The 16269-nt window shown below is 75.2% G+C and carries 14 protein-coding genes and 2 tRNA genes; 8 read left to right on the top strand and 8 right to left on the bottom strand.

The window, feature by feature from the left end:
* Positions 1-53: 53 nt before the first annotated feature.
* Positions 54-1343 (bottom strand): DUF1501 domain-containing protein, encoded by a 1290-nt coding sequence (locus ACRYM2_RS05315; protein WP_432520425.1) that lies wholly within the window; start codon positions 1341-1343, stop codon positions 54-56.
* A gap of 4 nt (positions 1344-1347) precedes the next feature.
* Positions 1348-2748 (bottom strand): DUF1800 domain-containing protein, encoded by a 1401-nt coding sequence (locus tag ACRYM2_RS05310; protein ID WP_432520423.1) that lies wholly within the window; start codon positions 2746-2748, stop codon positions 1348-1350.
* A 338-nt stretch (positions 2749-3086) separates the two neighbouring features.
* Here ACRYM2_RS05310 and ACRYM2_RS05305 point away from each other — a divergent pair, with 338 nt between their 5' ends.
* The 4 genes from ACRYM2_RS05305 to ACRYM2_RS05290 are packed head-to-tail and all read left to right on the top strand — an operon-like array spanning position 3087 to position 9039.
* Positions 3087-3971 (top strand): hypothetical protein, encoded by an 885-nt coding sequence (locus ACRYM2_RS05305; RefSeq protein WP_432520421.1) that lies wholly within the window; start codon positions 3087-3089, stop codon positions 3969-3971.
* A 10-nt stretch (positions 3972-3981) separates the two neighbouring features.
* Entirely contained in the window at positions 3982-5088 is a 1107-nt protein-coding gene (locus ACRYM2_RS05300) for a glycosyltransferase (protein ID WP_432520419.1), read from the top strand.
* Complete coding sequence (locus ACRYM2_RS05295) at positions 5085-7943, top strand: oligosaccharide flippase family protein (protein ID WP_432520417.1); 2859 nt, start codon at positions 5085-5087, stop codon at positions 7941-7943. Before ACRYM2_RS05300 ends, ACRYM2_RS05295 begins: the two co-directional genes overlap by 4 nt.
* On the top strand, positions 7924-9039 hold the full coding sequence (locus tag ACRYM2_RS05290; RefSeq protein ID WP_432520416.1) for a glycosyltransferase: 1116 nt from the start codon (positions 7924-7926) through the stop codon (positions 9037-9039). The genes ACRYM2_RS05295 and ACRYM2_RS05290 overlap by 20 nt, the downstream gene beginning before the upstream one ends.
* An 86-nt stretch (positions 9040-9125) precedes the next feature.
* Here the strand turns inward: ACRYM2_RS05290 and ACRYM2_RS05285 are convergent.
* Positions 9126-9198, bottom strand: a tRNA-Lys gene (locus ACRYM2_RS05285).
* A 104-nt stretch (positions 9199-9302) separates the two neighbouring features.
* Positions 9303-9482, bottom strand: a complete 180-nt coding sequence (locus ACRYM2_RS05280) for a hypothetical protein (RefSeq protein ID WP_432520414.1) — start codon at positions 9480-9482, stop codon at positions 9303-9305.
* Between the two features lie 362 nt (positions 9483-9844).
* On the opposite strand from ACRYM2_RS05280, the gene ACRYM2_RS05275 reads away from it, so the two are divergent.
* The gene (locus ACRYM2_RS05275) at positions 9845-10543 is read left to right on the top strand and encodes a hypothetical protein (protein ID WP_432520412.1); all 699 of its coding nucleotides are present in this window, start codon (positions 9845-9847) and stop codon (positions 10541-10543) included.
* Between the two features lie 43 nt (positions 10544-10586).
* Here ACRYM2_RS05275 and ACRYM2_RS05270 read toward each other — a convergent pair.
* Positions 10587-10662: transfer RNA gene (locus tag ACRYM2_RS05270), tRNA-His, on the bottom strand.
* A gap of 100 nt (positions 10663-10762) precedes the next feature.
* Positions 10763-11377, bottom strand: coding sequence for an oligoribonuclease (orn, locus tag ACRYM2_RS05265; protein WP_432520435.1), 615 nt, complete (start codon positions 11375-11377; stop codon positions 10763-10765).
* A gap of 105 nt (positions 11378-11482) precedes the next feature.
* On the opposite strand from orn, the gene ACRYM2_RS05260 reads away from it, so the two are divergent.
* Both ACRYM2_RS05260 and ACRYM2_RS05255 read left to right on the top strand, forming a co-directional pair.
* A complete protein-coding gene (locus ACRYM2_RS05260) occupies positions 11483-12634 on the top strand; it encodes a PrsW family intramembrane metalloprotease (RefSeq protein WP_432520411.1) in 1152 nt (383 codons plus the stop codon).
* Between the two features lie 176 nt (positions 12635-12810).
* Entirely contained in the window at positions 12811-14283 is a 1473-nt protein-coding gene (locus ACRYM2_RS05255) for a malate:quinone oxidoreductase (protein WP_432520410.1), read from the top strand.
* A gap of 2 nt (positions 14284-14285) precedes the next feature.
* Here ACRYM2_RS05255 and ACRYM2_RS05250 read toward each other — a convergent pair whose 3' ends face one another.
* Positions 14286-15206 (bottom strand): beta-1,6-N-acetylglucosaminyltransferase, encoded by a 921-nt coding sequence (locus tag ACRYM2_RS05250; protein ID WP_432520408.1) that lies wholly within the window; start codon positions 15204-15206, stop codon positions 14286-14288.
* 134 nt (positions 15207-15340) lie between these two features.
* On the bottom strand, positions 15341-15748 hold the full coding sequence (locus tag ACRYM2_RS05245; RefSeq protein WP_432520406.1) for a TIGR03618 family F420-dependent PPOX class oxidoreductase: 408 nt from the start codon (positions 15746-15748) through the stop codon (positions 15341-15343).
* Between the two features lie 24 nt (positions 15749-15772).
* Between ACRYM2_RS05245 and ACRYM2_RS05240 the strand changes: the two genes are divergently transcribed.
* A complete protein-coding gene (locus ACRYM2_RS05240; protein ID WP_432520433.1) occupies positions 15773-16264 on the top strand; it encodes a methylated-DNA--[protein]-cysteine S-methyltransferase in 492 nt (163 codons plus the stop codon).
* The last annotated feature ends 5 nt before the right edge of the window (positions 16265-16269 follow it).

The raw sequence follows: 16269 nt of genomic DNA, 5'->3' as shown, positions 1-16269 counted from the left end.
GCCCGGGCCGCGGCGCGGCCCCGCCCGGTGCTCGCGCGAGCGGCGGGCGGAGGTCACCGCGAGCGGACGACCCCCAGGGTCGTCGCGGCACCGAGGCCGGGGAAGATCTCCCCCAGGCTGCCCGCGCCGCAGCGCCGGGTGAGCACCTCGCCGATGACCGAGCGGTAGTCGGTCGTCCCCGCGAGGGCGCCGTCGACCAGCTGCTGCTCGCCGAGGCCGGGCCAGCGCCCGTACACCTTCCCGCCGTTCACCCCGCCCCCCAGCACGAACATCGCGTTGCCGTGGCCGTGGTCCAGGCCCGCCGAGCCGTTCTCCCCGGCGCGGCGCCCGAACTCGGACATCGTGACCACCGTGGTGCCCGACATCCGCGGGCCCAGGTCCGCGGCGAAAGCTACCAGCGCCTGGGCCAGGTCCGTGAGCTTGGCGGCCATCCAGCCGTCGCCGGCCTTGCCGAGGTCCTCGTGCATGTCCCAGTCGCCGCAGTCGACGGTCGCGACCTGCACCCCGACACCGCCGTTGACCAGGCGCGCGACGTCGGCCAGCGAGCGGCCGAGGTCGCTGTCGGGGTACCCGGGGGCGGAGGCCGCCGGCAGGGAGCGCAGCCGGGTGGCCGCCGCCAGCGCCGCGCGCCCGGGGGCGGCGACGGTGTCCGGGCCGGTGGCGTGCAGCTCCGCCAGGCACGCCGACCAGCGGGTGCGGTCGCCGTCGCTGCGCGGGCCCACGAGGCCGAAGCTCGACAGGGAGTTCGTGGCGAGCTCGGGGGCGGGGCCGGCCAGCGACTGCGGCGTGGTCGTGCTGCCCACCTGCACCGCGGCGAACGTCTGCTCCGCGGTGGTGCCGCGCACGCCCAGGGTCCGGTCCAGCCACCCGGTGCGCAGCGAGGTGCCGGGCGCCGCCCGCTCCATCTCGGCCATCGCCGAGAAGTGCGAGCGCGTCGGGTCGGGGGCGCCGACCCCGTGCACGACGGCCAGGGACCTGTTCTGCCACAACGGCAGCAGCGGTCGCAGGGCCGGGTGGAAGCCGAAGGTGCCGTCCAGCTGGAGCAGGCGCGAGCGGGGGACGCCGATCGTCGGGCGCAGCGCGTAGTAGGCCGGGTCGCCGCCGGGGACGACGGCCGACAGGCCGTCGAAACCGCCGCGCAGCGACAGCACGACGAGCACGTCGCCGGAGTAGCCCGGTGCGGCCATCGCCACCTGGGTGTGCACCGACTCGGTGGCCATGAGGGTGACGACGGCACCGCCGAGGCCCTTGAGCATCGTGCGGCGGCTCAGCGCCGCCGCCCTGCCGTAGGCGCGGCCCTCGTCGCAGGCGTAGCGGTCGGCGAGGTTGCGGGGAGTGCTCATCTGCTCATCTCTCCATGTGCCCGGGAGCGTCGAGGACCATCGCCACGAGGTCGGCGAGGCGCGCGTTCACCCACGGGTCGGCCGGGGTCAGGGGGGTGCTCGGCTGCCTGTCGCAGAAGCGCAGCAGGGCGGTGGTCTCGGCGGCGCTCGCCCGGCGGAAGAGCAGGCGCTGGACCAGCTGGGGGACGAACTCCCCCCAGGTGCGGGGCAGCGAGGTCAGCAGCGCGTCCTGCTGCGGCCAGCTGAGGTCGGCGGGCTTGCGCCGGCTGGCGATCTCCCAGGTGCAGTTCCAGCGCCGCATGGTCGCGCCGGCCGACACCCACGCCGTGGCGACGTCCGGGTAGCCGTTCGGCGGCGCCCAGGACAGCGGGGCGTGACCGAGGTCGCGCGCCATGACGAAGAGCCCGTCGGCGCCACCGGCGCCCGCGCTGCCGGGCTGGATGCCGAGGGCGCGCACCACGGCGACCAGCCCCTCGAGCGGGCGGCGGGTCTTCGCGCCGGCCGAGGCGGCGAACTCGGGGCTGGTGAACAGCGCCCGCAGGACGGGCACCACGCGGGTGTCGCTGTCCAGGTACACCTTCGCGAGGGCCGTGACGAGGGAGGCGGGTGGGGTGTCGGAGACGAAGCGCTGGCACAGCTTCGCCGCCAGGCGGCGGGCCGTCGCCGGGTGCCGCGCCAGGTGGGCCAGCAGCGAGGCCTGCACCTCGGGACCGCGCGCGGCGTCGTGCGCCGGGGTGGACCAGCCCATGACGCGGGCCGCCGAGCCGTCGTGCCGCTTGGCGGAGAACGCGGCGGTGCCGTCGCCCAGGAAGTACCAGCCCGTCATGACCTGCGCCGCGGCCTGGACGTCGGCCTCGGTGTACCCGCCGTCGACGCCGACCGTGTGCAGCTCGAGCAGCTCGCGGCCGTAGTTCTGGTTGGTGGCCGACCCCCTGGAGCTGGCGCCGTTGAGGTAGCGCAGCATCGAGGGGTGGCGCGAGGACGCCAGCAGCATCTCGGCGAAGGAACCCAGGGCGTTGCGGCGCACCACGTTCGCGTCGTAGTCGTGCCGGTCGGCCCACAGGGGGGTGGACGGGCAGACCACGTTGAGGTGGTTGGACCAGAAGTCGCACACGACCTCGAACAGCTGCCGCCGGCTCCAGCAGTAGCGTCCGATGGTCGCGTAGCCGAGCTGCTGCATGGTGCCCCAGCTGCCGTAGCGCTCCTGCGCCCACACCTGCGGGATGGTCCTGGTGATCTTGGTGAAGCGGCGCACGAACGCCTCGCACTCGGCGTCCGGGACGCCCGAGGGGTTCAGCTGCTCCTCGAGCCATCGGTTGGTGCCCTTGCGGGTGACCTCCTCGAGCAGGCCGGGGGTGGGGCCCCACGTGGCCCGCCGCACGAGGTGCAGCACGGCGTCCGTCACAACGTTCTCCTCCGTGAAACCACCGCGGGGGGGCGGTGGTCCGCGGATCCGGTCGGTGCCTCCGGACCGCGTGTCCATGTCCTGCTCACGTCATCGGGAGGGACGCGCCGGGCCTTGAGGTCCGATGCGCCGCCCGCCGGGCGGGGCGGGGGGAGCCGTCGCGGGTCGGGCGGGTCCGTCGCGGCCCTGCGGGGGGTCTGGAGGAGGCCCCTGCAGCTTCGCCACAGGTTCTTGCAGGTCCCTTCACCCTCCGCTACGTTCTGCGCTGTCAGGGGGCCCACGGACGGAGCTCCGCCGTGAGGCGGCCTCCGCAGGACCCCACGGACGAGGGTGAACCCATGGAAGCTGGCGCGCGTGCGCAGGTCGGCCGACGGTCGCTGCTGCTCGGCGCCGGTGCCGCCGCCACGCTCGCCGTGACCACCGCACCGCGAGCCCTGGCCGCCGGGACGACCTCGCCGATCCCCCCGCTGCCCGGGGAGGTCTGGCGCGACGCGACCCGCACCTCACGGCTCGGGGGCAAGCCCTTCGAGGTCGTCGACGTCGTCCAGGGCGGGGACACCGCCCGCCTGTACGTGCCCTGGACGGCCGCGCTCAAGGGCAGGAAGCCCGGAGCGGTGGTCTGGTACTACCACTCCAACGGCAGCACCCACACGGCCATGGACAGCGCCTACAACTACCCGGGGATGCTCTGCGTGGACCAGGGAGCGGTCTGCGTCTGCCCGAACTTCGGCGGTTCGCTGTGGACCGCTCAGCGCGCCCTCGACCTCCAGCGCGTCTGGTCGGCGTGGGTCTCCGGCGTCTTCAGCGTCGGCGTGGCGTTCGCGCGCTGCAACTCCGGCGGAGGTTCCCTCATGACCTACACCTACGCGAAGGGGATGGTCCCGATGATGCGCGGTGCCTACCTCGCGAACGGAACCTACGACAACGAGGAGCTGTACGCGCGGGACCCCCAGCGGATCGGAACCCCCTACGGCAACGACCCGGCCCTCATCGCCGCCACGAACCCCGCCCGCATCGGTCAGGCGGCCTGGCAGGGCAAGCGGCTGAAGACGGTCGTCTCCCTGGTCGACGTCGTCGTGCCCCCGCAGTCGCACGGCCTGGCGCTGGCCGATCGGGCCCGGCCGGTCGCCGCGGACGTGCAGGTGCGCTACCACGACAGCGGGCACTCGATCCCCAGCTGGTCGCACACCGACATGATGTCCACCTTCTCCGGGTGGCTCTGAGGTGGCCGACGTGCGGCTCCGGGCCGAGGTCGGCGCACCGCGGGGCCCCGAGCGCGAGCAGGTGCGGAACCTGCACCTCGTGCCGCAGCGCGAACTCCGCGTCCTGCACACGTTGCGCCGCAGCACCAGGGGCGGTTCGACCTACGCGGACCTCGTGGAGTCGGCCGTCCCGCCCGGGTGCCGGCAGGAGTTCTTCAGCTGGCGGCGGGCGCTGCTGGGGCGCTACGACGTCCTGCACGCGCACTGGCCCGAGCAGCTGGTGCGCGACAGCCGCCACCCGTGGCTGCGCGTGGTGCGCCGCCGCCTGCTGGACCTGCTCCTGCTGCGCCTGGCGGTGCGGGGGGTGCCCCTGGTCTGGACGGCCCACAACCTCGCGCCCCACGAGGCCGGGACCCCCGCGGAACGGCGTTCGCTGGCGCGCTTCTCCCGCCACGTCGACCTCACGGTCAAGCTGACGTCGGCGAGCCCGGTGTCGACCGGGCGGCGGCAGCTGACGATCGCCCACAGCCACTACCGCGCGCACTACGACCGCGTCCTCGGCGGCCCGGTCGTGGCGGCCGCGGTGCCCGGACGCCTGCTGCACTTCGGGATCATCCGTCCCTACAAGGGGGTCGACGTCCTGCTGGACTGCTTCCGCCGCGTCGCCGACCCCTCGGCGAGCCTGCGCGTGGTGGGCCACCCGCACGCGGGACAGGGCGAGCTGGTGGAGGCGGCCTGCGCCGCGGACTCCCGGATCAGCGCCCTGCTGCGGTACGTCGACGACGCCGAGCTGGCCGCCGAGATCACCGCCGCCCAGCTGGTGGTGCTGCCCTACCGCGGCACGATGCACAACTCCGGCACCCTCCTCGCGGCGCTGTCCCTGGGGCGGCCGGTGCTCGTGCCGCGCTCGCCGACCAACTCGGCGATCTCCCGGCGCGTGGGCGCCGGGTGGGTGCTCGAGTACGACGGCGAGCTCGACGAGCACGTGCTGGCCGACGCCCTCGCGCGCAGCGCCGTGCCGCCGGCCGACGCACCGGACCTCAGCGAGCACGAGCCCGCCGTCGTGGCCGCGCAGCACCGCGCCGCCTACGACACCGCACTGGCCGGGCGCCGCCCGCTGCTCGGGTGGACCCGGTGAGCCCGAGCCTCAACCGCGTCGCCGGCCGCGGTGCCGTCGTGACCCTGGGGACCCAGGGCGTCCGCCTCGTGGTGCAGGTCGTCGGCCTCGCGGTCCTCGGCAGGCTGCTCACCCCGCACGACTACGGCCTCGTGGCCATCGTCAGCGTCCTGGTGTCGGCCGGCGAGATCTTCCGCGACTTCGGGCTGTCCGCCGCCGCCATCCAGGCGAAGACGCTGAGCGCCGCCCAGCGCGACAACCTGTTCTGGATCAACAGCGGCATGGGCCTCGTCCTGGCCGTGGTGCTGTGCGCGGCCAGCCCCCTGCTGGCCCACCTCTACGGCGACGACCGGCTGGTGCTGCTGGCCGTCGTGATGGCCAGCGTCTTCGTCCTCAACGGGTTGTCCACGCAGTACCGCGCCGGTCTGGCGCGCGACCTGCAGTTCGGTCGCCTCAGCGGCGCCGAGCTCATCGGCCAGGTCACGGGCGTCGCGGTCGCGGTCGCGGTCGCGGTGCTCGGCGGCGGGTACTGGGCGCTGGCCGCCCAGTGGGTCAGCGCCCAGTGCGTGGTCCTCGTGCTCCTCGTGGCCTGGAGCAGGTGGGTGCCGGGCCGGGTGGACCGCACCGCGTCGGTGCGCCCGTTCGTGCGCTTCGGATCGGCCCTGCTGGGCACGACCCTGCTCAACAACGCGGTCAGCTACGCCCCGCCCCTGGCCCTCGGCCTGACCAGCACGCCGGCGGCGGTCGGCGTGTACGGCCGCGCGCAGCAGCTCGTGACGATGCCGCTGCTGCAGATCCAGGCGCCGACGACGCGGGTCGCCCTGCCGGTGCTGTCCCGGCTGCAGGACGACACCAAGCGCTTCGCCGAACTGCTGCTGCGCGGTCAGCTGCTGCTGCTCACGCTCATCGGCCTGCTGTTCGCGGTGCTGTTCGCGCAGGCTCCCGCCGCCGTGCGCGTCCTCGTCGGTCCGCAGTGGGGCGCCGCGGTCCCGCTGTTCCGCCTCCTGCTCGTCGCCGGTTTCCTCCAGGCCGCCACCTACGCCGCGAACTGGGTGTTCCAGGCGCGGGGGCGCACGGGTTCCCAGCTGCGGTTCTTCCTCCTGACGAAACCGCTGTTCGTGCTCGCCATCGCCGTCGGGGCGTGGTGGGGACCGGTGGGGACGGCCACCGCCTACACCCTGGCCTGCGCCCTCGGCTGGCCGTTGTCGCTGCTGTGGATGCGGCGGCTGGGCGGGGTCCCCGTCGCGCGCATGCTCGGCAACGGCTTGCGGACCGGGGTGCTGGTGGTGCTCGCCTCGAGCGCGTCCTGGGCGGCCACCCACGTCGTGCCGCTGCCCGCCGTGCTGGACCTCGTGGTCGGCGGCCTCGTGGCCGTGGCCGTGGCTGCCGCGGCGATCGGCCTCCTGCCCGCTCACCGGCGGGAACTGGCCGTCGCGCTGCGCGCGGTGCGCAGCTCCAGGCGTGGCGGCGGCACCGGTCCCGGCGCCGGTGGCGCTCCAGGTGGCGGTGCCCGCCGCGGTGGGCCGGTCCGCCGGGCCAGGGCCACGCTGCGCCGGGTCGCCACCCGTGCCTGGTTCAGCAGCGGCGTGCCGACGTCGCTGGACCGGTGGCTGGTCCGCTCGGCCCTGCGCCGCGCCCGCCGGGCGGGCACGGCGGGCGCGCCGGCCGGCGGGCTGCACCTCGTGCTCGCCGCGCCGGGCGCGGGGAACGTGGGTGACCAGGCGCTGCTGGAAGCGGTGGTGGAACGCAGCGCCCCACCGGTGCTGCTCGCCGTGCCGCTGGCGCAGACACCCGCGCTGCCGCAGGCGATCGCCGGCCGCGTCGAGCTGCTGGACGCCCCGCACCTGCTCTACGGCGACGGTGCGCAGCACCGCGCCTCGGTCCGCCGCTACGGCGCCGCCCTGGCCCGGGTGAGCCACGTCTCGCTGATCGGCGCCGACGTCATGGACGGCGGGTACTCGCTGCCCGCCTCGGTGCGGCGCTCCGCGCTGGTGACCGCCGCGGCGCAGGCGGGTCTGGACACCCGCGTCATCGGCTTCAGCTGGAACGGCTCGCCCCGCTGGGCCGCGCGGCGCGGGCTGCGCCGCGCCGGCGCGGCCGGTGTGCGGTTGCTGGCCCGCGACCCCGTCTCGGCCGGTCGCCTGCGCCGGGACGGGGTGCGCGGGGTGAGCGAGGTGGCCGACGTCGTCTTCGCCGCCCGTTCCGTCGACGAGTCCGCCGCCGCCCAGCTCCTGCAGGGCGTCAGCGCACCTGTGGCCCTGGTGAACGCCAGCGGGCTCATCGCCCGCCGGGCCGACCTGCGGGACGACCACGAGCGGGTCGTCCGGGGCCTGCTGGACCGCGGCCTCCACGTCGTGCTGCTGCCGCACGTGGCGCGTCCGGACGCCGACGACCTGGCCGCCTGCCGCGACCTGGCCGCGCGGTTCGCCCCGGGCGAGGTGCAGCTGGTCGACAGGCTGCTGACACCGGCCCAGGTGCGAGGGCTCGCGCGCCGCGCCGCGGTCGTCGTCACCGGCCGGATGCACCTGGCCGTGATGTCCCTGCTGTCCGGCGTTCCGGCGATCACGCTGGCCACCCAGGGCAAGGTCGAAGGACTGGCCCAGCTCTTCGGCACCCCCGAGCTCGCCGTGGAACCCGTGCCGGGTTTCGCCGACCGGGTGCTGCCCCTGGTGGACCGGTCGCTGCCGGTGCAGTCCCGGGTCAGGGCCGCGGTCGCGGCCTCCCGCGCCCGCGTGATCGCCTTGGCCGAGCTCAACTTCACCGGCCTGGGCCTGCTGGACCCCCGCACCCGTGACGACGACGTCTGCCCGTCGATCGACGTGGCAGCCACAGCCGCGATTCCAGTGGAGGGAAACGTTGAGCAGCACCCTCGATGACCTCGAGCCGCCGCTGTCCGTCGTGGTCGACACCCCCGGTGTCGAGCAGACGGCCGGTTCCCGAGCCCGCGTCCTCCACGTGACCGAGGCGCTCGGTGGCGTGCCCGTGAGCATCCAGCACTTCATCGACGCCACCCCCTACGCCGACCACTACTACGCCGCGCTCACGCTGCGCTCGCACCCCGCGACCGCGACACCGACGGGCGTCGTCGACTCGTCGGCCGACTCGGTCCCCTCGCCCGTCACCTGGCGGCGCAAGGTGCGCGAGCACGTGCAGCGCTGGCAGCCCTCGCACATCCACTTCCACAGCTCCTTCGCGGGGATGTGGGGGCGCATCAGGCGGTTCGGCGACCAGGTGGTCGTCTACACCCCGCACTGCTACGCCTTCGAGCGCGAGGACCTGCCCGCACCCCTGCGCCGTTCCCTGCGCGGCGTCGAGGCGCTGCTCGGGATGCGCACCGACGTCGTGGCCGCCATCAGCGACCGCGAGGCCGAGCTCACGCACCGGCTGGGGCTGAGGAGCCGGGCCACGGTGGTGACCGCCTTCAACCCCCTGGGGTCGGGGTTCCGCCTGCCCGCCCCGCGCCGCTCCGCCGAGCGCGTGCCGACCGTGGGCACGATGGGTCGCATCACCGCCCAGAAGGACCCGCAGTTCTTCATGGCCGTGGTCCGCCACGTGCGCCGGCTCCACCCCGACCTGCAGGTCGACTGGGTGTGGGTGGGCCAGGGCGACGAGCGGGTGGAGCAGCAGCTGAAGGCGCTCGGCGTCCGGGTCACCGGGTGGCTGCCCGCGCAGGAGGCCGCCCGGGAGCTGCAGGGGATCGACGTCTACCTGCACACGGCGGCGTGGGAGGGCTTCCCGCTGGCGGTGGTGGAGGCCCTGACCCAGGGCATCCCCGTGGCGCTGCGTGCGGTGCCCGCGCTGCCCAGCGCGTTGCAGGAGATCGGCAGCGCCGACCCGGGGGGGCTGGCGGGCCGGGTGGTGAGGATGCTGGCGACCGGCGTCGACGAGCAGTACGTGGCGTCCGTGCGGGCGATGGGAGAGGTCTACTCGGCGGTGGCGCTGGCCGAGGCCTGCAAGCACCTGTACCGGTGAGGGGCTCCGGCTGCACGGGTCGGTAGACCGGGAAGCACCGAGGGCGTTCACCCGGCGGGGAGTGAACGCCCTCGGTGGACGAAGAGTGCGCCGTCAGGGACTCGAACCCCGAACCCGCTGATTAAGAGTCAGCTGCTCTGCCAATTGAGCTAACGGCGCAACGGGGAAGACTTTAGCAGGCACCAGGCGCCGCAGTGAAATCCGGTCCCGCGGGGTGCGCGGCGGGGAGCCGCACCCCGCGGGACCGGTGCAGGAGCAGGGGTTCAGCCCTGCTTCCACCACTCCTCGTCCGGCAGGCCCTCGGCGACCAGCAGCTCCTCGGAGCGCGGGCCGTCCGGCGAGACCATGTCCATGATCAGCGAGAGCGGGATGTGCTCGGAGAGCATCTCCATGACCGGCTCCGCGCCCGCGTGCGGCTCGTGGGTCGTGTCCTCGTGCGTCATGCGTCCTCCCGGCGGTCGGTTCCCCCCGAGTTCAGGGGACGCTCAGGACGTCGTCGTGCGGAGGCCGCACCTTGAGGTCCCGCCCACCCGGAGCACCCGTCCGGGGCGATGAGGCCGCTGCGGACCGCGACGGCGGCCGCGCGCAGCCGTCGCCGGCGCCGGGCGACGGCGAGGGGGGAGCGGACGGGAGTCGCAGTGCTCATGGTCCACGACGCTAGGCAGCCGCCGGGACGGGCGCATCGCCCGCGGGCAGTACCCGGGCATCACCCTCCGGGATGACCCGCCCGCCGCCCGCGACCCACCGGGGGTCCACGGCCGGTGATCAGGTGGACGACGCCCGCGGTGCCGAGCACAGTGGACGGATGACGGACGAGGGGCGGTGGGGGATCACCCTCACCATGCCGCAGTCGCTGCTGCTGGCCCTCCACCTGCGCGACGCCGCGGGGCTGCGGCCGCCCACCTCGCCCGCCCTGCCCGACCTCCCGCCGCTGGACCCGCCGGCCACCCCGCTGCGCGCGGCCGGCGCCGACCTCGCCGGGCTGGAGGTCGCCGGGCGGCAGTGGGCGCGGTGGTGGACCGGCGCCTTCCCCGGCGGGCCGGGCGCCCTGACGTCCATCCTGCCGCCGCGCTTCGACGGCCTCGCCGGGATGCCGGAGCTGCGGGGGCTGGCCGAGCTCGGCATCGACGACGCGGTCGCCTGGGCCGCGAGGGCGCGCGCGCTGGAGGACCGGGTCCTGCGGCGCACGCCCACCGCGCTCTTCGAGACCAACGTCCTCACCGGGGTGGAGCGCGAGCTGGGCCGGCGCATCCGCCCCTTCTCCCTGGAGGTCCTCGTGCTGCCCGTCACGGGCACCGGCAGCTGGGACGTCGCCGGCCGGGCGGTCGTCTCGCTGGGCCTGCGCGCCGACCGCGACGCCTACCTGGAGTGGCTGCGCGCTCGGCTCCTCGCGCTCGGGCGCGCCCGCTGGGGCGCCGCCGGGGGCACCGGCCCGACGAGCGCGGCCGGTGGCGGGGCGGGCGACGGGGCGGGCGACGGGGCGGACCGCAGCGAGCAGCCCTGACGTGCCGCGAGGGCGGTCCCGGACCCGGGACCGCCCTCGCGCGTGGGGTGAGTGACGGGACTTGAACCCGCGACTTCCTGGACCACAACCAGGTGCTCTACCAGCTGAGCTACACCCACCACGGCACGGGCGGCGCTGCTGCGCCGCGCACGTGACAGGGCGAGGATACACGGGTGGGGACCGGTCCGGGACGCCGGACCACCCGGTCGGATCGCCCGGTCAGGCCCGGAGCGGGCCCTCGGTGGTGGCGGCGGCCGCCTCGGCGTCCTGCGGCTTCAGCTCGAAGCGCTCACCGGCCGCCTTGGCGGTCTCGGAGTCCGGGCCCGGCTGCGGCACGAAGAGGACCTCCCGGTAGTACTTCAGCTCCTGGATGCTCTCGCGGATGTCCGCGAGCGCCCGGTGGCCGCCGTGCTTGCGCGGGGTGTGGAAGTACACCCGCGGGAACCAGCGCCGGGCCAGCTCCTTGAGCGAGGAGACGTCGATGAGCCGGTAGTGCAGGTGCTCGGTCAGCTCGGGCATGTCGCGGGCCAGGAAGGCGCGGTCGGTGTGCACCGAGCTGCCGGCCAGCGGCGCCTTCCGCGGCTCCGGCACCCACGTCCGCACGTAGTCCAGGACGGCGCGCTCGGCCTCGGCCAGCGTGCGCCCCGCCGGGATCTCCGCGAGCAGCCCCGAGGAGGTGTGCATGTCGACGACGACCTTGTCCATGGCGTCCAGCGGAGCCTGCGGCGGCTTGATGACCACGTCGACGCCGTCGCCGAGGACGTTGAGGTCGGCGTCGGTGACGAGGACGGCGACCTCGACGAGCGCGTCGTCGCTCAGGCTCAGCCCGGTCATCTCGCAGTCGATCCAGACGATGCGATCGGTGACCTTGTCGTTGCTCACCGGGCCAGCGTAGAGGCCGGGCCGGTGCCGGGAGGCGAGGACCCGTAGGCTCGGCGCATGCCGGCGCAGCAGGTCAGCGCCGCCGCGCCCGGCCCCTCGCCGGCCCGGCGTCCGCGGTCGCTGCTCGTCCCCACCGTCTTCGTCCTGCTCGTCTGCGGGGGGCTGAGCTTCACGGCCGTCACGATGGAGGTCGGGCTGTCCGGCGCCCTGCCGGCGCTGGCGCTGGCCGCCGTGCCCGTCGGGCCGGTGCTGGCCACCGTCTGCTGGCTGGACCGCCACGAGGCCGAGCCCCCGCACCTGCTCGCCTTCGCCTTCGGCTGGGGCGCCTGCGTGGCCAGCCTGGGCGCGCTGGTCCTCAACTCCGCCTCCTCCCGGCTGCTGGACCGCGCCGTGGGGGACGTCACCAACACCTCCGTGCTCGTCGCGCCCGTCGTGGAGGAGGTCCTCAAGGGGCTGGGCGTCCTGCTGCTGCTGCTGCGCCAGCGGCGGCAGTTCGACGGCGTCGTCGACGGCATCGTGTACGCGGCCTTCGTCGGCGTCGGCTTCGCCTACCTGGAGAACGTCCTCTACCTCGGCCGCGCCCTCGGCGACGAGCAGCCGGCGTCGCTGGTCGTGGTGTTCGTGCTGCGCTGCCTGGTCTCCCCGTTCGCGCACCCGCTGTTCACGATGGCCGTCGGGGTCGGGCTGGGCCTGGCGGCACGGCACCGCTCGCCGCTGCGGCGCGTCGGCGCACCCGTGGCCGGGCTGGCCGTGGCCGTCGTCCTGCACGCCCTGTGGAACGCCAGCGCAGGGGCGGGGGCGAGCACCTTCGTGGAGCTGTTCCTGCTGCTGCAGGTGCCCGTGTTCGCGGCGGCCGTCGCGGTCGCGCTGGCCGCCCGGGTCCGCGAGACCCGCCTGGTCGCCCGGCACCTGCAGGTCTACGTGCGCACCGGCTGGCTGGCGCAGGCGGAGGTGGAGCAGCTGGCCTCGGCGCGCGGCCGCCGGCAGGCCCGCGCCCTGGCCGCCGCCCGCGGGGGCCGCCCGGCCGCCCGGGCCGTGCGCGACTTCCAGGAGACCGCCACCCAGCTGGCCTTCCGCCGGGACCGGATGCGGCGCGGCACGAGCGAGTCGACGCCCGAGGAGGAGCTGGAGCTGCTGCGGCGGCTGTCCGGCGAGCGCGCCCGCGTCGTGGGCCTGCTCCCGCACTGGCCGCCGGCGGCGGTGCGCTGAGGCCCGCACCGGCAGCGGCACCGGGACGACCGGCACGGGCTCCGGCGCCGGGGCCACCGGCTGAGACGCACCTCACGTGTGACCCGGGACACCGTCCGCCTCCCCGGGCGGCGCCCCGGGCCCGCGAGGTCGTAACCTGCTGCGGTCCGGCACGCGACGATGCACGAGGAACGAGGGTGAGTCCGTTGCCCGCAGCGAACCGCTACGACGCCGTCCTCATCGGGGGCGGGGTCATGAGCGCCACCCTGGCGACGATGCTGTCGCAGCTCCAGCCGGACTGGTCGATCCTGGTGCTGGAGAAGCTCGACACCGTCGGCTCCGAGAGCTCGGACATGTGGAACAACGCCGGCACCGGCCACTCGGCGCTGTGCGAGCTGAACTACACCCCGGCCCGGCCCGACGGCACCGTCGACATCGCCAAGGCCGTGCAGATCAACGAGCAGTTCCAGCTCAGCCGCCAGTTCTGGTCCTTCCTCGTCGAGAAGGGCGTGCTGGCCCGCCCCGGGGACTTCATCAACTCCGTCCCGCACATGAGCTTCGTGCGCGGCGGCGACGTCGAGTTCCTGCGCACCCGCTACGAGGCGCTCTCGCAGCACCCGCTGTTCGCGGGCATGCAGTGGTCGGACGACCACGCCGAGATCGGCGAGTGGGCCCCGCTGCTCATGGCCGGCCGCGCACCGGGGGAGCGGGTCGCGGCCACCCGCGCCGAGGCCGGCACCGACGTCGACTTCGGGTCGCTGACCACGTCGCTGTTCGCGGGCGCCGCCGCCGACGGCGTCGAGCTGCTCACCGGCCACAGCGTCAAGGACCTGCGCCGGCGCGGGTCCGGCTGGAGCGTCGTGGGCGAGAGCGCGACCGGCGGTTTCCAGGTCGCGACGCCGTTCGTGTTCGTGGGTTCCGGCGGCGGCGCGCTGCACCTGCTCCAGCGCAGCGGCATCCCGGAGGGCCAGGGCTTCGGCGGGTTCCCCGTCAGCGGGCAGTGGCTGCGCTGCACCAACCCCGAGGTGATCGCCCAGCACGCCGCGAAGGTGTACGGGCAGGCCGAGGTCGGCGCCCCGCCGATGTCGGTGCCGCACCTGGACACCCGCTACTCGCACGGGACCAGGGCGCTGATGTTCGGGCCCTACGCGGGGTTCTCGCCGAAGTTCCTCAAGAAGGGCTCGCTGCTGGACCTGCCGCTGTCGGTGCGCCCGCACAACCTGCTGCCGATGCTGGCGGTGGCGCGCGACAACGTCTCGCTCATGACCTACCTGGGCAAGCAGATCGTGCAGTCGATGGACCAGCGCATCGAGGCGCTGAAGGTCTTCTACCCGGCGGCCCGCGAGCAGGACTGGGAACTGCTCACCGCCGGTCAGCGCGTGCAGGTCATCAAGAAGGGCCCGCGCGGCGGGGTGCTGCAGTTCGGCACCGAGCTCGTGCACGCCGCCGACGGCTCGGTCGCCGCGCTGCTGGGCGCCTCGCCCGGTGCCTCCACGGCCGTCGACGTCATGCTGCGGCTGCTCGCGCAGTGCTTCCCGGCCCACCAGGAGGCCTGGCGCGAGCGGCTGACGGCGATGGTGCCCTCCTACGGCACCAAGCTGTCGGAGGACCGCGACCTGCTGGCGCGCACCTTCGAGCGCACCCGGGACGCGCTGCAGCTGGTCGCCTGAGCTCACCGCTCCGGCGACGCCGACCGCTCGGCGTCCACGAGGTCGTCGACGGCCCTGGCGAAGGCGTCGCCCGGGCCGCGGACGACCTTGCGGGCGAACGGTGCGCCGCTGGCGCGGGCCGCGGGCACGTCGCCGACCTCCAGCGTCCGCGGGTGGGCGAGGTCGCCGCCGACGAAGGCGGTGTACGAGGTCGGCGCGGGCGCGACGCGCAGGTGCGGGGCGGCGTGCAGCACCGAGTGCGCGAACGACTCGTCGGGCAGCAGGGTGGAGGCGAAGAACCCGCGCAGCGCGCGGTCCTGCCCGGCCGCCAGCAGGGCGGCGACGGCCTCCCGCGACAGGGTCGCCCAGAACGAGCCCTTGCGGTACGGCAGCGGGGGCGCCCCGTGCCGGGGGTGCGAGAGCATCCAGGTGCGCCCGCCGGCGCGGTGCAGCGCCGGCTCCCGCCCGCCGAGGCGCTCCAGGCGGGCCGCCGCCCGCAGCAGCGCCGTCGCGGCCGCCCCCTGCCCCGGCACCCGGTGCCAGCAGCGTCGCCACCGCTCGTCGTAGTCGCGCTCGTCCGGCCGCAGCAGCGCGTCGGCGCCCGAGGCGACCACCTCGCGCTCCCAGGCCGACAGGTCGCGCACCGGGTGGTCCTGCCCGGAGACGACGACGGTCCAGTCGGGGTCCCAGCGGTGGCGGGCCTCCGCGAGCGCCTCCAGCTGGGCCGCCACGAGCGACCAGTGGCCCCAGTGCGGCCGCAGGCGGCTGGCGAGGACCTCCGCGCCGGCCGCGCGGGCCGCGGGGGCCTCGAGGAAGCCGGGGCGCTGCGCGTGCCGCAGCAGCACGTGCGCCGACGGGGACAGCTCGCGGACGCGGCGGGCGGTGGCCAGCACCGCCTCCGCGTCCACGTGGCACAGCAGGACGTACGCGAACGTCGCACCCACCGGTCACCGCCTCTCCTGCGAGGAGCCCCAGTGGAGCCTTCAACAACAGTGGAGCAGGTGGTGGCCTGCGGCAACTCGTCCGCGACGTGAGGTCCGCCGCCGCCGTCCGGGCGGACCGGGTGGACCGGGCCGGATCAGGAGGCGGCCGAGCCCCAGCCGTGCCAGCGCTCGACCTCCACGAGCACGCTGACGCGGGCGCGGTCCCGGGTCGGGTAGGGCGAGCCGGTGTAGTGCGTGGAGAGCCGGTCGATGTCGGTCAGGTCGGTGTCGTCGCGGACCTCGACGACGCGTCCCTGCACGCTGACGTGGGTGTACCAGTCGCCCTCGGCCAGCGCCGTCAGCGAGACGTGCGGGTTGGCGCGCAGGTGCCGCAGCCGCGCGCGGCCGGCGTCGAGGTTGAGCAGCACCCGGCCGTCGTCCTGCAGCAGGTACCAGGTCGCCACGGTGACGGGGTGCCCGTCCGGGTGGACCGTCGCCATGACGGCGGCGTTGGGCTTGCCGAAGAGCTCGGCGACGTCGGCGGGCAGCGGAGGGGTGGCCATGTCTGGCACCGTACCCGGGTGCGCGTGCGCTGGACGGTGCTGGACTCCCCCGTGGGGGAGCTGACGGCTGCCCGCACCGGGGAGGGGCTGGCGGGGGTGTGGTTCGCCGACCACCGCGGCGGTGTGCCGCTGGAGCTGCACGAGCGCGACGACGGCGCCTTCGAGGACCTGCGCGGGCAGCTGGCGGAGTACTTCGCGGGCCGGCGCACGCGCTTCGAGCTGCCGCTGGCCCCGCGCGGCGACGCCTTCAGCCGGCGGGTGTGGGCGGCGCTGCGGGAGATCCCCCACGGCGAGACCCGCAGCTACGGCGAGCTGGCGCGCGCGCTCGGCGGCCCCGGGTACGCCCAAGCGGTCGGCCTGGCCAACGGCCGCAACCCGCTGTCGATCGTCGTGCCCTGCCACCGCGTCGTCGGTGCCGACGGCGCGCTCACCGGCTACGCCGGGGGGCTGTGGCGCAAGCGCTTCCTGCTCGACCTGGAGGAGCCCGCCGCGCAGGAGGCCGGCCGGTTGTTCTGAGCGCC

It is taken from the genome of Kineococcus aridisoli (genome assembly GCF_050871885.1).
Lineage (GTDB): Bacteria > Actinomycetota > Actinomycetes > Actinomycetales > Kineococcaceae > Kineococcus.
Note: the sequence above shows the minus strand (reverse complement) of the source record. Positions and strands in the feature narration are given on the sequence as shown.

What these genes read in the sequence shown, in the direction of transcription:
- ACRYM2_RS05260 (WP_432520411.1), top strand. Translation starts at nt 11,483, where the DNA reads ATGCCGGCGCAGCAGGTCAGCGCCGCCGCGCCCGGCCCCTCGCCGGCC.
- ACRYM2_RS05275 (WP_432520412.1), top strand. Translation starts at nt 9,845, where the DNA reads ATGACGGACGAGGGGCGGTGGGGGATCACCCTCACCATGCCGCAGTCG.
- ACRYM2_RS05280 (WP_432520414.1), bottom strand. Translation starts at nt 9,482, where the DNA reads ATGACGCACGAGGACACGACCCACGAGCCGCACGCGGGCGCGGAGCCG.
- ACRYM2_RS05315 (WP_432520425.1), bottom strand. Translation starts at nt 1,343, where the DNA reads ATGAGCACTCCCCGCAACCTCGCCGACCGCTACGCCTGCGACGAGGGC.
- ACRYM2_RS05305 (WP_432520421.1), top strand. Translation starts at nt 3,087, where the DNA reads ATGGAAGCTGGCGCGCGTGCGCAGGTCGGCCGACGGTCGCTGCTGCTC.
- orn (WP_432520435.1), bottom strand. Translation starts at nt 11,377, where the DNA reads ATGACCGGGCTGAGCCTGAGCGACGACGCGCTCGTCGAGGTCGCCGTC.
- ACRYM2_RS05245 (WP_432520406.1), bottom strand. Translation starts at nt 15,748, where the DNA reads ATGGCCACCCCTCCGCTGCCCGCCGACGTCGCCGAGCTCTTCGGCAAG.